Annotated in this window: 15 protein-coding genes and 1 tRNA gene; 6 read left to right on the top strand and 10 right to left on the bottom strand. The window is 57.7% G+C overall.

The features are described 5' to 3' along the window. Positions 1-3: 3 nt before the first annotated feature. Positions 4-3,423: a DNA polymerase III subunit alpha gene (gene dnaE, locus Abci_RS04525; protein ID WP_048837971.1), complete on the bottom strand. Its 3,420-nt coding sequence runs from the start codon at positions 3,421-3,423 to the stop codon at positions 4-6. Between the two features lie 120 nt (positions 3,424-3,543). On the opposite strand from dnaE, the gene Abci_RS04520 reads away from it, so the two are divergent. Beyond that, complete coding sequence (locus tag Abci_RS04520; protein WP_048837970.1) at positions 3,544-4,650, top strand: cobalt-precorrin-5B (C(1))-methyltransferase; 1,107 nt, start codon at positions 3,544-3,546, stop codon at positions 4,648-4,650. Here Abci_RS04520 and cobM read toward each other — a convergent pair. The 3 genes from cobM to cbiE are packed head-to-tail and all read right to left on the bottom strand — an operon-like array spanning position 4,619 to position 7,001. Beyond that, entirely contained in the window at positions 4,619-5,392 is a 774-nt protein-coding gene (gene cobM, locus Abci_RS04515; protein WP_048837969.1) for a precorrin-4 C(11)-methyltransferase, read from the bottom strand. The two genes, Abci_RS04520 and cobM, sit on opposite strands and share 32 nt — an antisense overlap. Beyond that, positions 5,389-5,769, bottom strand: a complete 381-nt coding sequence (locus Abci_RS04510; RefSeq protein ID WP_048837968.1) for a cobalamin biosynthesis protein — start codon at positions 5,767-5,769, stop codon at positions 5,389-5,391. The genes cobM and Abci_RS04510 overlap by 4 nt, the downstream gene beginning before the upstream one ends. Further along, positions 5,766-7,001, bottom strand: coding sequence for a precorrin-6y C5,15-methyltransferase (decarboxylating) subunit CbiE (gene cbiE / locus Abci_RS04505; protein ID WP_048837967.1), 1,236 nt, complete (start codon positions 6,999-7,001; stop codon positions 5,766-5,768). Before cbiE ends, Abci_RS04510 begins: the two co-directional genes overlap by 4 nt. A 41-nt stretch (positions 7,002-7,042) precedes the next feature. Between cbiE and Abci_RS04500 the strand changes: the two genes are divergently transcribed. Further along, the gene (locus tag Abci_RS04500) at positions 7,043-7,909 is read left to right on the top strand and encodes a cobalt-precorrin-6A reductase (protein ID WP_244877584.1); all 867 of its coding nucleotides are present in this window, start codon (positions 7,043-7,045) and stop codon (positions 7,907-7,909) included. On the opposite strand, the gene cobJ is transcribed toward Abci_RS04500, so the two are convergent. From cobJ to cobG, 4 genes are read right to left on the bottom strand one after another with little or no spacing between them, the layout of a single operon-like run. Next, the gene (gene cobJ, locus Abci_RS04495; RefSeq protein WP_048837966.1) at positions 7,879-8,640 is read right to left on the bottom strand and encodes a precorrin-3B C(17)-methyltransferase; all 762 of its coding nucleotides are present in this window, start codon (positions 8,638-8,640) and stop codon (positions 7,879-7,881) included. The two genes, Abci_RS04500 and cobJ, sit on opposite strands and share 31 nt — an antisense overlap. Further along, positions 8,637-9,362 carry a precorrin-2 C(20)-methyltransferase gene (locus Abci_RS04490; protein WP_048837965.1) on the bottom strand — a complete coding sequence of 242 codons (726 nt, stop codon included), beginning with the start codon at positions 9,360-9,362 and terminating at the stop codon, positions 8,637-8,639. The genes cobJ and Abci_RS04490 overlap by 4 nt, the downstream gene beginning before the upstream one ends. 1 nt (position 9,363) lies before the next feature. Further along, positions 9,364-9,993, bottom strand: coding sequence for a precorrin-8X methylmutase (locus tag Abci_RS04485; RefSeq protein WP_146806750.1), 630 nt, complete (start codon positions 9,991-9,993; stop codon positions 9,364-9,366). Between the two features lie 15 nt (positions 9,994-10,008). Next, positions 10,009-11,229: a precorrin-3B synthase gene (gene cobG, locus Abci_RS04480; protein WP_052944768.1), complete on the bottom strand. Its 1,221-nt coding sequence runs from the start codon at positions 11,227-11,229 to the stop codon at positions 10,009-10,011. A 255-nt stretch (positions 11,230-11,484) separates the two neighbouring features. On the opposite strand from cobG, the gene panC reads away from it, so the two are divergent. After that, positions 11,485-12,324, top strand: coding sequence for a pantoate--beta-alanine ligase (panC, locus tag Abci_RS04475; RefSeq protein ID WP_048837963.1), 840 nt, complete (start codon positions 11,485-11,487; stop codon positions 12,322-12,324). A gap of 35 nt (positions 12,325-12,359) precedes the next feature. Next, positions 12,360-12,713: a RidA family protein gene (locus Abci_RS04470; RefSeq protein ID WP_048837962.1), complete on the top strand. Its 354-nt coding sequence runs from the start codon at positions 12,360-12,362 to the stop codon at positions 12,711-12,713. A gap of 138 nt (positions 12,714-12,851) precedes the next feature. On the opposite strand, the gene Abci_RS04465 is transcribed toward Abci_RS04470, so the two are convergent. Next, positions 12,852-12,927: transfer RNA gene (locus Abci_RS04465), tRNA-Asn, on the bottom strand. Positions 12,928-13,056: 129 nt separating this feature from the next. Between Abci_RS04465 and Abci_RS04460 the strand changes: the two genes are divergently transcribed. After that, entirely contained in the window at positions 13,057-14,103 is a 1,047-nt protein-coding gene (locus tag Abci_RS04460) for an ABC transporter substrate-binding protein (protein ID WP_048837961.1), read from the top strand. 54 nt (positions 14,104-14,157) lie between these two features. On the opposite strand, the gene Abci_RS04455 is transcribed toward Abci_RS04460, so the two are convergent. Continuing rightward, positions 14,158-15,084, bottom strand: a complete 927-nt coding sequence (locus Abci_RS04455; protein WP_048837960.1) for a DMT family transporter — start codon at positions 15,082-15,084, stop codon at positions 14,158-14,160. 14 nt (positions 15,085-15,098) lie between these two features. Between Abci_RS04455 and Abci_RS04450 the strand changes: the two genes are divergently transcribed. Continuing rightward, positions 15,099-15,429 (top strand): helix-turn-helix domain-containing protein (locus Abci_RS04450; RefSeq protein WP_048838150.1); only part of this gene is annotated, 331 nt, incomplete at its 3' end.

Below are 15,429 nucleotides of genomic sequence, written 5' to 3'. Positions count from 1 at the left end.
CTTTTACACCTGCTCCACACGGGAGATACCGGGCAGCGTCTTCAGGCGCTGGCCCAGTAGCGGCGTCACTTTATAGCCGCCTTTCAACCTGACCTCCACGTCACAGGTATCGGCAACACCCGGCAGGAGTGTGATACGGCCGGGGCCGCCGCGCTGGCTGTTCAGAATATCGCAAAGCTGAGCAAGCGCGTCTTCCTTCTCAACCCAGACACGCAACTCACTCTGGTTCTGTGCCGCAGCCTGCTCCAGTTCCATGATGTCACTGGCCGTAATACGCAAGGCCTCGCCTTCCAGCTTCAGGTCTGCTTTCACCAGAACGGCGGTACCTGCGGTAAGACTTTCCCGCACGCGGCTGAGTACTTCGGAGAACACAGTGACTTCGCACCCGCCAGTGGCGTCAGACAGACGAACCCATGCCATTTTATTCCCTGTGCGTGTTGGGCGTTCCTTTTTATCCACCACACACCCGGCAATGCTCACACGCCCTACCCCGGCTTCCGCCGCAGACAGGAGCGCTGAGGATTTAGTGACCCCCATACGCCGCAAGACCGGACCATACGCATCCAGCGGATGTGCCGTCATATGAAAGCCGATGGCCTCGGCCTCCATGGCAAGGCGCTCAAATTCCGGCCAGTCGGCCCCTTCTACAAGGCGCAGCGTTTCAACATGTCCCGCACCCCCAAACAGACCTATCTGGCCTGATGCTGCTTCCTGCGCCTGACTTTGTGCGCGGCGCAAAATAGTATCCGCAGAGCGGTAGGCACGCGCACGGTTTTTATCAATACATTCAAAAGCACCGGCCTTGGCCAAATTTTCCATTTGCATCCGGTTGATCTGTTTAGGGTCAATCCGTGCTGCAAAATCGGACAGGTCCTTAAATGGCTTGCTGCCACGGGTGGCTACCAAGGCCTCCATGGCGCTGAACCCAACTTTTTTGACCGCAGCCAGCGCATACCGGATACCCTTGCTACCATCCGGCAGGGTTTCAACGCAGAAATCGGCTTCGGATTTGTTAATATCTGGCGGCAGAACCTTAATACCCATGCGCTCGGCTTCCTGCCGTAGTGCCGCCAGTTTTTCAGTACGCTCCCGTGCCAGGGACATACAACCAGCCAGAAACGCAACCGGGTGGTTCGCCTTCATCCATGCCGTTTGATACGAAACAAGAGCGTACGCTGCCGCGTGCGATTTGTTAAAGCCGTAGTCAGCAAACTTGGCCATGATGTCGAACACTTCAACGGCCTTGTCACGGTCAATGCCGCGTTTAACAGCACCTTCCGTAAACAACTCGCGCTGTGTATCCATTTCTGAGCGAATTTTCTTACCCATGGCGCGGCGCAGAAGGTCAGCGCCACCAAGGCTATAGCCTGCCATTTTCTGGGCAATCTGCATAACCTGTTCCTGATAGACCATGATACCGTAGGTCTCTTCAAGAATATCCCGAATTTCCTCATGCGGTGGCTCCCAGGCCTCCCCATGTTTACGCCTGCAATAATCGGGAATATTGGCCATGGGTCCGGGGCGATACAGGGCCACGGCAGCAATCAGGTCTTCCAGCCGTGTAGGACGCATCTGTTTCAAGACGTCCTGCATCCCCGCGCCTTCGAACTGGAACACGCCTGCCGTATCCCCCCGGCTCAGCATCTCATAGGTTGCGGCGTCATCCAGCGGAATACGGCTCAGATCAACCTCGATCCCCATTTTACGCAGGAAACCAACGCCCCTTTGCAAAATGGTCAGCGTTGTCAGACCCAGAAAGTCAAACTTGACCAGACCGGCCTGCTCAACAAACTTCATGTTATACTGGGTAACCAGCGTGTCACTTTTCGGGTCTCGGTACAGCGGCACCAGTTCAACTAAAGGCCGGTCCCCAATCACCACCCCTGCGGCGTGCGTACTGGCATGGCGGAACAGACCTTCAATCTGCTGACCAATTTCCAGAAGCCTGCGCAAAGCCTCGTCATTATCACGCATTTCCTGAAGTTTGGGTTCGCCTGCAATGGCGTCTTTCAGGGTGGTTGGTTTAGCGGGGTTGTTGGGAATAAGCTCCGCAACACGGTTGACCATGCCGTAAGGCAGCCCCAGCACACGCCCAACGTCTCGTACAGCCGCGCGGGCCTGCAACTTACCGAAGGTAATAATCTGCGCCACACGGTCTGGCCCGTATTCGCGCCGCACATAGGCAATCACCTCGTCCCGCCTGTCCTGACAGAAGTCGATATCAAAGTCAGGCATGGACACACGTTCGGGGTTCAGAAACCGTTCGAACAGCAGGTTGAAGGGGATGGGGTCAATATCGGTAATGGTCAGCGCCCAGGCAGCCAATGACCCTGCACCAGACCCACGGCCCGGACCCACCGGAATATTATGCTGCTTCCCCCATTGGATGAAGTCCGCCACGATCATGAAATAACCAGGGAACCCCATTTTGGAGATAATATCCAGCTCAAAGGCCAGACGCTCATTGTAGGTCTTGCGCGTTTCCTCATCCATGGTCACGCCGGACAAGCGTTTTTCCAGCCCTTCCCATGCCATGGCGCGCAGGGTTTCATCCTCCGTTGCGCCTTCTCGCACCTTGGGGCAGACGGGCAGCAGGGGTTTGCGTGTCTCCACCTTGATGGCGCAGCGCTTGGCAATTTCCAGCGTGTTGTCACAGGCATCTGGCAGGTCAGCAAACAGAGCACGCATAACTGCGGGTGGCTTGAACCAGTGTTCCGGCGTCACGCGCCACCGGTCCCGCTCCGCCATAGTGCGGCCTTGGGCAATGCAGATCAGTGCATCATGGGCTTCATACATTTCCCGCTTGGGGAAGAAGCATTCATTGGTCGCCACCAGTGGCAGGCCAAACCGGTCTGCCAACGCTATCACGCCCGGCTCTACCGCTTTTTCCACGGCAAGGTTATGGCGGTGCAATTCAACAATCAGCCTGTCACCAAAAGCCTCATGCATCTGGGCCAGCCAGCGTTCAGCCTCATCCTTCTGGCCTTCCGCCAACATTTGAAACAGTGGCCCACGGGTGCCGCCGGTCAGCAGCAGCAACCCCTCAGACCTTTCGCGCAATGTTGTCAGGCTTACCACAGGGTCAGACGGGTCAGATTCCTGAAACCCGTTGGACGACAAAAATTGCAGGTTGGTCAGCCCAGTCTCGTTCTGGGCCAGCAGCACAACCGGCTCCGCCGGGGAACCCGGTTTGTCATTGCGTGAGGGCAAGCCCAACTGACAGCCAATAATGGGCTGCACCCCGGCCTTGGCACAATATTGGGAGAATTCCAGCGCCCCGAACAGATTGCCGGAATCCGCAATGGCCACGGCAGGCATACGCATATCCTGCGCCATTTTGGCCAGTTCTGGCACACGAATGGCACCCTGGCTCAAGGAGTAAGCGGAATGAACCCGAAGGTGAACAAAATCTGCGTAGGACATACCCGCCTTCTACCACAGGGGGGAGGTAATCTCACCTCTTGCAAAATTTAATCTTTTACCCATGACGTCTCTGTCCATTGGCTTTGCTCAAAGCGCCTCACCTGCTCTACTGTCCGCAGCATGACCCAGAACACATCACCACTGCGCCGGGGCTGGACAACCGGCAGTTGCGCCACTGCCGCAACCAAGGCCGCATGGCTGATGCTACAGGGGCACCCTGCCCCAGCCACCGTACCCATAACACTACCAAACGGCAGGGTTGTGCTCTTTGCCCTCTGCCACCACGGCAAGGAGGGTGACACCGCCTACGCCGAGGTGATTAAAGATGCGGGAGATGACCCGGACGTGACGCATGGCGCTGTTATTCGGGCCACGGTCCGCGTGCTGCCTGCGGGCAGCGGTGTTGTTTTTAGGGCCGGAACAGGGGTGGGCACTGTCACACGCCCCGGCCTACCCGTGCCCCCCGGTGAAGCCGCCATTAACCCTGTCCCCCGCGCCATGATCCGTCAGGCCCTGACTGAAGCGCATGCCAGTCTGCCCGACGCGGAAGTGACAATTTCCGTCCATAATGGAGCCAAACTGGCAGAGCGCACCCTCAACAGCCGTTTGGGCATTGTTGGCGGGCTTTCCATTTTAGGCACCACAGGCATTGTTGTGCCCTTCTCCTGCGCCGCATGGATTGACAGTATTCACCGTGGCATTGATGTCGCCCGTGCTGAAGGCCTGCCGCATATTGCTGGCTCAACCGGCAATGTTTCCGAAAAAGCCGCGCAGCAGTATTACGGTCTGCCAGACACTGCCTTGATTGAAATGGGGGATTTTGTTGGCGGCCTGCTTAAATACGTGCGTAGCCACCCCGTAGCCCGCCTGACCATTGCTGGCGGCATTGCAAAAATGACCAAACTTGGCCAAGGCAGACTGGACCTGCACTCCAAGCGCGGGCAGGCAGACATGCAGGCTTTGGCAGATCTGGCGTGTGAGGGGGGCGCAGACACCCCGACATGCAGTGCCATTGCCAGCAGCCAGACCGTGGCAGAGGCTTTTCTTTGTGCCAGCGCAAATGGTGTGCCGTTGGGAAACCTTATTGCCCACTCAGCACTGCGCACCGCGCTTCACACACTCAGCCCCACACCTTGCCGGGTCGATGTGATGGTCTTCGACCGTAAAGGCCAGTGCGTTGGCCAAACTGACGCGGTTACTGCTGCGGGGCCGTATCCAGCCCCCTGAAGCGGCGATGATAGTCTGTGCTATATAAAGCACTTTCCCGAAAATCCTTTTCCCCCAATGCGGGCCCCACAAGCACAAGGGCCGTGCGTTCAATAGGGTTTTTGGCAAACTCGGCCTCAATGGTGCCAAGCGTGCCGCGCAGCACCACCTCGTCCGCCCATGTTGCACGGGCCACAATGGCCACCGGGCAGTCCTGCCCATAAAAAGGCATGACCTGCGCAACAATTTTATCCAACGCATGAATAGCCAGATGAATAATCAGCGTTGCGCCAGTAGCGGCAAAAGCAGGCAGGTTCTCTCGCTCTGGCATTGCGGATGCACGGCCAGTCACTCGTGTTAACACCAGGCTTTGGGCAATACCTGGCACTGTCAGTTCCTGCCCTAGCGTGGCCGCAGCCGCGGCAAAGGCTGGCACACCCGGCACCATACGCCACGCAATACCCAGCCTGTCCAACCGGCGCGTCTGCTCTGCAACTGCACTGTAAAGGGACAGGTCCCCTGAATGAAGACGCGCAACATCCTGCCCTTGCTCGTGCGCTTTCACATACTCAGCTTCAATCTGGTCCAATGTAAGGGGGGCCGTATCAACCAACCGTGCATTTGGCGGACAAAATGCCAGCATATCCGGCGGGATAATGGAGCCTGCGTACAGGCAAACCGGGCAGTTGGCCAGTATGTCACGCCCGCGTAGGGTCAGGAGGTCAGCAGCGCCGGGGCCTGCTCCAATAAAATGAACTGTCATAATCCCTCTCCCTTGGCCAAAGCGCAGGTAACACCACCTTGAACCTGCCGTGCCCCATATAAAACCCGCCCATGCCCGGCCACAGCAAGGGCGCAGGCCTCCGCTATGGAAGACGCACCCCTTGTTGCCTCTGCCACAATATCAGAGTGTGTCAGGCACAAAGGCTGCATCTGTATAAGCACTGGCTTGGGCACTGCAACCAACTCGGCCTGAAAAGCATGGGCCAGTTCAGCCAGCCACTCCGCTTTTTTAAAGTCTGGCACAGCCAATCTGGAAATTTTTTGTATGGAATATGTTTGCATGGCTATGCGCAAAACCCGCATCGCCTGCTCCGGCGTGGCGGAATGGTTCCACCCCAACCCTGCCACCGTTATCATGACTGGCATGGCTTCCATGCTACCCACTGCGTAACACTCATGGCTGGACGAAAACCGTGCAGTGTCCCCACTGTATCCAGCCGCGCCACATTTAAGCGCGTCAGGTTGCCTCCCCATCTTTGCATGGCCTCAAACAGCCGGACCTCTGTTTCCAGCACAACTCCGTTGACCACAATACGCCCCCCCGGTTTAAGCGCTGCCCATGCTGCCTCTAGCAACGCAGGATTGCTTGCACCACCACCTACAAAAATGGCGTCCGGCGCTGGCAAACCGTCAAATACTGTGGGAGCCTGCCCGGTAATGACCTGAAGGTCCGGCACCCCCAACGTCTGCGCGTTGCGGGCAATACGGGCAGCGCGCTCAGGCGTCCGCTCAACTGTAATGGTCCGGCAGGCAGGGTCCGCCAGCATCCATTCAATGCCAACCGAGCCAGCACCCCCTCCCACATCCCACAGCAACTCCCCTGCTCTGGGTGCGAGGGAAGAGAGCGTGACAGCCCGTATTTCACGCTTGGTTAACTGGCCATCATGCTCAAAGCAGATGTCTGGCAGCCCTGCAACACGGGGTATGGTATTGGCCACCGCCCCTGCAGGAATTTGAAGTGCCAGAATGCACAAACGGTTTACAGCTACAGGCACACCACCCTGCACAAGACCGCTCACGACACGTTCTTGCGGGCCGCCCAGAGCTTGCAGGCAGTGCCACTGGGCTTGCCCCAGCCCGCGCTCCGTCAACCACGCCAGCAACATGGCAGGCGTTTGCTCATCGGCACAGAGAATCAACAACCGGGCACCCGGCTGCAAGTAAGGAAGCAGCAGTTCCTTGGGCCGCCCGCAAAGCGACAGCACCCGGCACGCCTGTTGTGCCCACCCCATGCGGGCACACGCCAAAGCAACCGAGGACACTGACGGCACACACCAGAACTCCTCCGGTGTGATGTGCGCAGCAAGCGATGCCCCAACACCGTACAAAAACGGGTCACCCGATGCTAAAAGCAGCGTCGGCTGGCCCCGCCGTGCCAAAACCGCCTTCAGGGCGCTGGAAAACGGTTTGTCCCATATATGCGCCTCGCCCTTTATAAGGGTCTGGCACAGCGCCAAATGGCGCTCTCCTCCCACAACATAAGGCGCATTTTCAATCAGGCTGCGTGCTGCCGGAGACAGACCATCAGGCCCATCTTCCCCTACCCCCACCAGAGTGAGCCACCGTGTCTGTGCCGTGCCATCTGTCATGCCACATTTCCTCTCACTGTGCGGGGCGGCATAACGGCTGCATGCCTTGCCTTGGTCTGCACTCCAGCGATATGGCTGGGGACAAGTGCCTCAGCCTGAAAGCCGTACCAATGCCTGCTACGCCCGCCCCTTTGCGTATTCTGATTTTGGGTGGCACGACGGAAGCCACCGCATTGTGCCAAATGCTGGCAGGCAACAGTGCTTTTGCACCAACCCTGTCTTTGGCGGGTGTTACCAAAAATCCGGCTCTGCCTACTCTGCCCTGCCGTGTTGGGGGTTTTGGCGGCCGTGAAGGGTTGCTGTGCTGGCTGCGTGCAAACAGGGTTCAGGCCATTATAGATGCCACCCACCCTTTTGCTGCCACCATGAGCCACACTGCCAGCCTGACCGCTAGAGAACTGGGCATTCCGCTGCTGCGGCTTGAGCGCCCGGAATGGCAAGCTACTGCGCGTGATAACTGGCAGTATGTGCCCTCCATACAGGCTGCGGCACACACTCTGGCGGACCCTGCCGGGCTGGGCAAAAGCCCTCTGACAGTTTTTTTGACAACAGGCCGCAAGGAAACGCGGCCGTTTCAGGCTGCACCGCAGCACCATTACATTCTGCGCTCCATTGAAGCCCCAGCCCCCGCCGCGCTGCCCCCCAAAACCACCCTTATAACAGCGAAAGGCCCTTTTGATCTGGCCGCTGAACTTGCTACGTTCCAGCACTACGACATAACGCATCTTGTTACAAAAAATTCTGGTGGTAGCTCCACCTTTGCAAAAATTGAGGCCGCGCGCGCCTGTAATCTTCCCGTTATCATGATCAATCGTCCCGCTGTAACCACCAGCCAGACGGTAGCAACAGCACGGGAGGCCATGACGTGGTTGCAGCATCAGGGGGCTGCAACTGTTCGGGCCGTGTAAATCCACGGGTCCTGACCATCTGGCCGTTCTATGGTGTGGCTGGCAGCACAGCCTATAAGCACAAGCGTGCTCATGTCCGCCCACTCCGCATTTGCTTCTGCCACAGTGCTGATTTTAACACTTTCATCGGGCCGACCAATGGCCCGCGCAAAGGCAACAGGTGCTGTTGCCGGGGCGTAGTGCCGCAGATGCGCCAAAGCCTCACCCAACTGCCACGGGCGTGCCTTTGAGCGCGGATTATACAGGGCAATAACAAAACCCGCCTGCGCGGCCAGTTGCAAGCGTTGCAAAACAACAGACCAGGGCTTCAGGTTATCGGAAAGAGAGATGACACAAAAATCTCCACCCAATGGGGCACCCAGTCTGGCTGCCGCTGCCAGAACCGCGCTGACACCGGGTATGACCTCAATATCCAGACTGCGCCACGCTGCGGGGCCGTTCTGTATCGCTTCAAAAATGGCACTCGCCATGCCAAACACACCGGCATCCCCTCCGGACACAACCCCCACATGCCGCCCGGCCTGCGCCATCTCCAACGCATGGCGCGCGCGGTCCAGTTCTTCCCGGTTGTCGGAACTATGGCGCACCACATGCGCTGGCGCTTCAACCCGTTGCACATAGGGGCCGTAGCCCACAAGGTCCGTCACCCGTGCCAGAACCTGCGTGGCCTGCGGTGTCCGCTGCGCCTTATTGCCCGGCCCCAGCCCAATAATGCTGACACGCCCTGTCATCGCACGCCCTTCCGGCCTGGTACCAGAACAAGAGAAAAATAAGGTGCTGTGTCACCACATTTCTCAAATGGCTGAGTAAAGCTGCCTGCCTGTGTTCCACGTTCAACATAGTGAGCATCTGGCAGGCGGCCAGACTGCTCCAGCGCGCGGCGCACCTTAGGCATGTTACGGCCAATCTTCATGACAACTGCGGCATCCGTCTGGCCAAGCCAGTGTGCCAGTTCCGCTTCCGGCAATGTTGCTGGCAGCACGCATAACACATCATCCCCATGTGTCATGGGGACTTGTGCCTGTGACCAGCAGCCATTCATGGCCGCAATACCGGGCACAACATCTGTATCGAAACGCCCCTTGAGCCGGTCGAACAGATACATGGCGGACCCATACAGAAAAGGCTCGCCCTCACACAGCAACACAACATCCTGCCCCTGCGCGAGACTCTCGGCCAACTGCTCAGCACAGGCATCGTAAAAACCCTGTATATCACGTTGATAGGCAGGGTCCTCAACCGACACCTCAATGGTGAACGGGTAGGCAAGCCGCACATCCTGCGTGCCGGGTGTTATATAGGGGTCTGCAATGGTGCGGGCGTGGCCTTTTTTGTCATGCCTGCAAAAATGCGCCACCACTTTGGCCGCCTGAAGTATTTTAACAGCGCGCACTGTCAACAATTCCGGGTCACCCGGCCCTACACCCACAATATGTAACGTGCCCTGTGCCATGTTACTCGGCCTCACAGGCAAGCGCGTTCACCGCAGCGGCGGCCATGGCGCTGCCGCCCAAGCGCCCCTCCACTATCAACCACGGCACATCCGTGCGGTGGGACAGAGCAGTTTTTGACTCTGCGGCCCCCACAAACCCAACGGGTAAACCAATAATGGCGGCAGGCTTTGGGGCTCCCGCATTCAAAAGTTCCAATAAATAAAACAAGGCGGTTGGGGCATTGCCTATGGCCACCACAGCGCCATCCAACTTATCCCCCCAGAAGTCCAGCGCTGCGGCTGAACGTGTGTTGCCAATCTGCTGAGCCTGCGCTGGTGTGCGCGGGTCACGCAAAGTGCACACAACCTCGTTCTCCGCAGGAAGGCGTGTGCGTGTCACGCCATGCGCTACCATCTGGGCATCGCATAAAATTGGTTTTCCGTTTTTCAAAGCCTGCGTTGCAGCCTGCACAAAACCGGGTGACATACGGACATGCCGGGCAACATCCACCATACCGCAGGCGTGAATGATGCGGACAACAACCTTGGCCTGCTCCGGGGTAAAGCCGCTCAGGTCAGCTTCTGCACGAATGGTCGCAAAAGACTGCCGGTAAATGGCCGCGCCATCACGAATATACTCATATTCTTCCATCGCGGCTTTCATACTCTACCCTTCCTTTGGCGTCTTCTCTGCTGCCCAAGCCCGCACACGGGCGCGCACGGCGTCAAAACTGGACTCATGACAGGTGGGTTCATCGCCCGCCGTGCCGTTTCTGACAAGGGCATAGCTCTGTAACCCGGCCACAATGCTCACATCCGCAGCAGCAGGATGGGCACAGCCTTTGCTGCACCCTGCAACATGAACCGCAGTCGTTACAGGAATATCCGCCGCCAGTTGCAAGGCCAGCGCTGGCACATCAACACTCGCCTGTGCACAGCCCTTCACACCCTCACAGGCAAATACCCGCAAGCGCGGGTCCGCCAAGTCTGTCACAAACCTATGCAGAAGCGGCTGCGTTTTTTGACCTGCGAGCACGATGCTGTGCCATGGGGTCAGATAAAGCCAGCCATCACCACTGGCGGCACTGTGGGCGCAGGCCCTCAACATGGCCACCGTAAGGCTTCCCAAAGGCACACCCATCCCATAGAGCGTCGGCAGGATCTGCCCCACCAGCACAGGCGGGGTTACAGCCGAAGGATGATCTGCCGACTCAGCAAAGCCCTGACCACACGCAGCAAACAACCTTGCACCACAGTGCGGGTTCCGCATTGGGCGCTGGGCTTCATTCTGCATCACAAACGCTTCCGCCAACTGCAATGCAAGCTGCACAGCCTGAGGACCAGTGAGTGGCAAGCTACGCGCCGCCCCGCACGCGACACGCCATGCGCCCCTGTCCGTTTGCAGGAGAATGTCTGCCTTCAAGGCTCCAACAGGGCATATACCGCCCCCCTCTACAGCAAACCCAAATTTATCCGGCAACCCGGACAGACTGTCCCGCTCAAGCAGCCCAGCTTTGAGCAGGCGGGCGCATAGCAGTGTGTCATCAGCACATATGGGGTCTAATCCGGCAAGGGGCGTTATTTGCAAAGCCAGCCGTTTTTCCTGCGCCGGGTCTGGCAAACCTAGTCCCGCAGCCTGCATCCGTGCGGGAAAAGCCAATGCCTGCTCATGCGAAAACCCTCGTAACTGTAGGTTCGCCCGGTTTGTCAGGGTAATGTGCCCTTTGCCGTGCTGCTCGGCCTCCTGCGCAAGACACAGGGCCTGAGCCGCCGTCAGCCGCCCAAACTCCGGCCGCACACGCACAAGCCAGCCGTCTGCCGCCTGCATGGGGGCATAAAGACCGGGGCACCAGCCTTTAACAACGGGCGCTTCAGAAAGGGTGTTCATTGTCTCACCTTTCTTTATCCTGCGGGCTACAAACCCGGCCTGTAAAGCAGGCTACCTGCCCACTGTCAAAACACCTGACCATGATGGAAGGGCAAGTTTTCCCTAGTTTAACGCTCATACTGCGTGAGGGACGGTTTCCGGGCAACAAGGGTGCCAACTGGCCGTGTAGGCCAAAACCTCTTAAACAGAGTGCCTGCTCATGCCACATCGACAGCAGTGGCCCTGCTTCCTTATTTTCTACAATCGGACAGTCTTATGAAACTCATTACAACCCGGCAGGATTTGACCGACTGTGTCACAGGTTGGCACCGCAACGGAGACACAATAGGTGTTGTGCCCACCATGGGCTCGTTACATACCGGCCATCTGACACTGGTAAAAGCGCTGGATGGCAAAGTGACGCGCCGTATTGTGACGGTGTTTGTAAACCCCATACAATTCAACAATGCCGATGATTTCCGCCTTTACCCACGGGGGCTGGAGGCAGATGCAGCACTTCTGGAAAAAACAGGCAACGTCGATGTGCTGTATGCGCCAGACGCCAGCCAGATGTATGCCCCCGGCTTTGCCACACGCGTTATGGTGTCCGGTCTGGACAGTATGCTGTGCGGTGCTGACCGGCCCGGCCATTTTGATGGTGTCGCAACTGTTGTGACCAAGCTGCTTTTGCAAACACGCGCAAATATCGCAGCTTTTGGAGAAAAAGATTTCCAGCAGCTCTGTCTTATTCGCCGCATGATACAGGACCTTGACCTACCAGTCAGCGTCCTGCCCGTACCCACCGTGCGCGAAGCCGATGGCCTTGCCCTTTCTTCCCGCAACAAGCGTTTAAGCCCAGAGCAGCGGCAACAGGCTGTAGCACTCCCCACAGCACTGAAAGCCTGCATTACCGCCATGAAACAAGGCGGCACGGTAGAAGCCACGCTTGGCGTGTGCTCAAATGCCCTGAAACAAGCCGGTTTTGTGGTGCATTATCTGGACCTGCGGTCTGGCAGCACGCTCCAGCCCACCCAAGCCTCTGACCCGACCGCCCGCCTGTTTGTGGCCGCAAGCCTTGGCGATATTCGGCTGATTGATAATATGCCGCTGGCCTGACACCTCAGCCCCTGTTTCAAAAAGGACCCTGTAAAATGAGTGATATTACCCGCCTTGACCCGGAAGAACGCCTGACCGGCGCTGTGATTTACAACGGCCTGATCCATCTTGCCGGCCAGATTGCTGACGATTCCTCATTGGATGCAGAAGGGCAGATGGCCGATATTCTGCGGCAGGTTGATGCCCTGCTGGCTAAAGCTGGCACCGACAAAAGCCGCATGCTGTCTGTTCAGATTTTTCTGGCTGACATGAGCGACATGGCCGGCATGAACCGGGCCTGGGATGCGTGGCTTGACCGCGCTAACAAACCGGCCCGCGCTACGGTGGAAGCCAAGCTGGCTAATCCTGCATGGAAGGTTGAACTGACCGGCATTGCAGCATTGCGCTAACGAAGCGGTATTCGACATGCAGGCCTGCCACAGCGCGGCCTGCATTTACCCAAAGCGTAAACGGCACACCAAAAAACTGGGCACAGAAGCCTGTAACCAGAAGCAAGATAATTTGAAAATTTTGAGGAAATATAAGGCTGGCTCCCGAAGTAGGACTCGAACCTACGACCCAGCGATTAACAGTCGCTTGCTCTACCAACTGAGCTATTCGGGACCAGCGAGGCATCGTATAGCCGCACTCCCCGGCACTCGTAAACCCCCTTTTTTCCTTTTTTTTCATTTTTTTGCGGCATGTCTTTTCCCGGCGGGCGACACCCGGCGCAACAGCGTGTAGAACAGACCCATGAGCACGCACGGACCCTCTACCAGCCCCACATCACGCCGCACGGTTCTTCTCAGCAGTCTCGCTGGTCTGGCCGTAGCGGGCGGACTTGGCGCGTATCAGGTCCTGCGGCACCCGCGCCCGCCACGCAGGCAGCCGGATGGCCAATACAGGCAGATCAAACTGGCATGGCCTGATGCCTCCAGCGCGCCCGTGCTGGCGGTGGCCTACCAGAAAGATTTTTTCACACAATATAGTCTGGACGTTGACATTACCTCTGCCCCGCTCAACGGGTCCGGCGCACTGGCAGCCCTTGCTGGTGGCGTGGCAGATTTTGCCGTAGCGCCTGCGTTGTCATGGCTGCCAAAACTGCATGACGGTCTGGCAGCCAACCTGATTTTGGGCATTCAGCCGGGTGTGTTCCGGCTACTGGTACGGCGGGGTGCAGGCATTACCCGGCTGGACCAGTTGCTTGGCCGCACCATTGCCATTCCGGACCAGAACATTGCCGACAAACTGTTTTTTGCCATCATGATGCGGCGCAAGGGCATTAACGCCATGGAGGGCATTACATGGCGCCCCATGCCCGCCGAAGATATGATAACAGCAGCCGCTGCCAAAACCATTGACGCAATAGCCACGCACGACCCCTTTGCCTGGCAACTGCTTGGCACATCAAACGGATTGTTTACCGAACTGGTCAGCAGCAACACCGGCCATTATGCAGACCGCACCAACATGATTTTAGGGGTATCCAGCAGCACACTGGCCGCAGACCCTGATGCCGCCACAGCCATGACACTGGCGTTGCGGGATGCTGCCCGGTGGGCCAATGCTCACCGCACCGAGGCCGCCACCCTGATAGCGGAGGCTACAGCGGGCATGAACTCAACAAGTGTGCAGGACATGCTGAGCAGTGAACCGCCTATCCACCCGGTAACAGGCCACCCTCTACGCGAACAGATTGCCCAATACTATGATGAACTACAGCTCATTGGCCTACTGCCGAGCGAGGAAAGTGCTGCGGACATGGCGCGCCGCTATACCCGCAACGTGCTGCGCGGATAAGCAGGCCTGCACTCCGCCAGCCGTAAGGTCTGGCAAACACACTTAAAGAAAGACTTAGCTTTTGGCGCTTGCCGCACCTTCCGGCTTTCGCCGGGCAGGCAAGCGCAGTTCACTGGCTAGCACCCCTACCAAAATCAGGCCTGCTCCTACCAAGGCCTGCAATGGCAAATATTCCCCCGCCATACGCCCGAACACACCCGCCCACACTGGCTCACCCGCATAAATAACGGTAGCCCGTGTGGCAGAAATGGTTTTTTGCGCCCAGTTCATAGCAAACTGGATAATAGCGCTCATGGCACCAAGCCCTATGGCTGGCCCTGCCCAGTCCCATGAAAAGGCCGGTACATGTTCGCCCGCAACCGGCATGGCAAGCAGAGCCAGAACGCCTGCCACCATCAACTGCACCACGGTAATGCGGCGGCTATCTACACTGATGGCGAAACGGCTGATCAAAATAACTTCTGCCGCAATGGACAACGCACCCAGCAAGGTTGCAATTTCCCCGACACTAAACCCAATTGTTGCAACTGCCTTGGGGTCGGTTAATAAGATCAGCCCAATAAAGGCCAGAGCAATACCAACCCAACTCATGGCGTGCGGCCGACGTTTGAGCACGCCCCATTGTAACAGCGGGACAATGGGCACATAGAGTGCCGTAATAAAGGCGGACTGCGTGCTGGGAATGGTCTTCAGGCCCAATGTTTGGAGGCTGTACCCCATGAACACGGATACCCCGATACACAATCCGGCCTTCAGCTCATGCCTAGTCAGCCCTGCCAGAGCCTTGCGAAAAAGCACGGCAGACATAAGCCCTGCCGTAATAAACCGCACGCCCACAAAAAACAGCGGCCCAGTATGCTGCATACTGTTATGAATAATGAGGAATGTTCCACCCCACAGCACGGTAATGCCGATGAGAATCAGCTCTTGCCGCGAGAGACCGCTACGAGGCCGAGTGTGAGATGATGTGGTATGGGTCATAGGTTTTAGCGTATATGAGCACTATAATGCACAATCAAGTCCCTCGTTCTGATGTTCTGGCGCATGTCGGTACAAATTTGCGCCATTTACGCAAGGAAGCAGGCCTTAGTCAGGAGGCTCTGGCTGCTGCGTCTGGCATCAGCCGCCGCATGATCGTTAATCTGGAATCGGGGCACGCCAATATCAGTCTGGGTAGTTTGGACCGGTTGGCAGAAGCACTGGATACAACCTTCCTCAAGCTGGTCAGCAACCCGGAACGGGAAAGTCGGAGACTGGAAGATGTGATGTGGCGTGGCAAAAGTGCCCTGAGCCAAGCTACCCTGCTGGGGGCCGCCCCCGCCAGGC

This window comes from Acetobacter cibinongensis (assembly GCF_000963925.1).
GTDB lineage: Bacteria > Pseudomonadota > Alphaproteobacteria > Acetobacterales > Acetobacteraceae > Acetobacter > Acetobacter cibinongensis.
This window is presented reverse-complemented; position numbering and strand designations above follow the sequence as displayed.

Coding starts and splice junctions, on each gene's coding strand:
- dnaE (WP_048837971.1), bottom strand. CDS start 3,423: ATGTCCTACGCAGATTTTGTTCACCTTCGGGTTCATTCCGCTTACTCC.
- Abci_RS04520 (WP_048837970.1), top strand. CDS start 3,544: ATGACCCAGAACACATCACCACTGCGCCGGGGCTGGACAACCGGCAGT.
- cobM (WP_048837969.1), bottom strand. CDS start 5,392: ATGACAGTTCATTTTATTGGAGCAGGCCCCGGCGCTGCTGACCTCCTG.
- Abci_RS04510 (WP_048837968.1), bottom strand. CDS start 5,769: ATGATAACGGTGGCAGGGTTGGGGTGGAACCATTCCGCCACGCCGGAG.
- cbiE (WP_048837967.1), bottom strand. CDS start 7,001: ATGACAGATGGCACGGCACAGACACGGTGGCTCACTCTGGTGGGGGTA.
- Abci_RS04500 (WP_244877584.1), top strand. CDS start 7,043: ATGCCTTGCCTTGGTCTGCACTCCAGCGATATGGCTGGGGACAAGTGC.
- cobJ (WP_048837966.1), bottom strand. CDS start 8,640: ATGACAGGGCGTGTCAGCATTATTGGGCTGGGGCCGGGCAATAAGGCG.
- Abci_RS04490 (WP_048837965.1), bottom strand. CDS start 9,362: ATGGCACAGGGCACGTTACATATTGTGGGTGTAGGGCCGGGTGACCCG.
- Abci_RS04485 (WP_146806750.1), bottom strand. CDS start 9,993: ATGGAAGAATATGAGTATATTCGTGATGGCGCGGCCATTTACCGGCAG.
- cobG (WP_052944768.1), bottom strand. CDS start 11,229: ATGAACACCCTTTCTGAAGCGCCCGTTGTTAAAGGCTGGTGCCCCGGT.
- panC (WP_048837963.1), top strand. CDS start 11,485: ATGAAACTCATTACAACCCGGCAGGATTTGACCGACTGTGTCACAGGT.
- Abci_RS04470 (WP_048837962.1), top strand. CDS start 12,360: ATGAGTGATATTACCCGCCTTGACCCGGAAGAACGCCTGACCGGCGCT.
- Abci_RS04460 (WP_048837961.1), top strand. CDS start 13,057: ATGAGCACGCACGGACCCTCTACCAGCCCCACATCACGCCGCACGGTT.
- Abci_RS04455 (WP_048837960.1), bottom strand. CDS start 15,084: ATGACCCATACCACATCATCTCACACTCGGCCTCGTAGCGGTCTCTCG.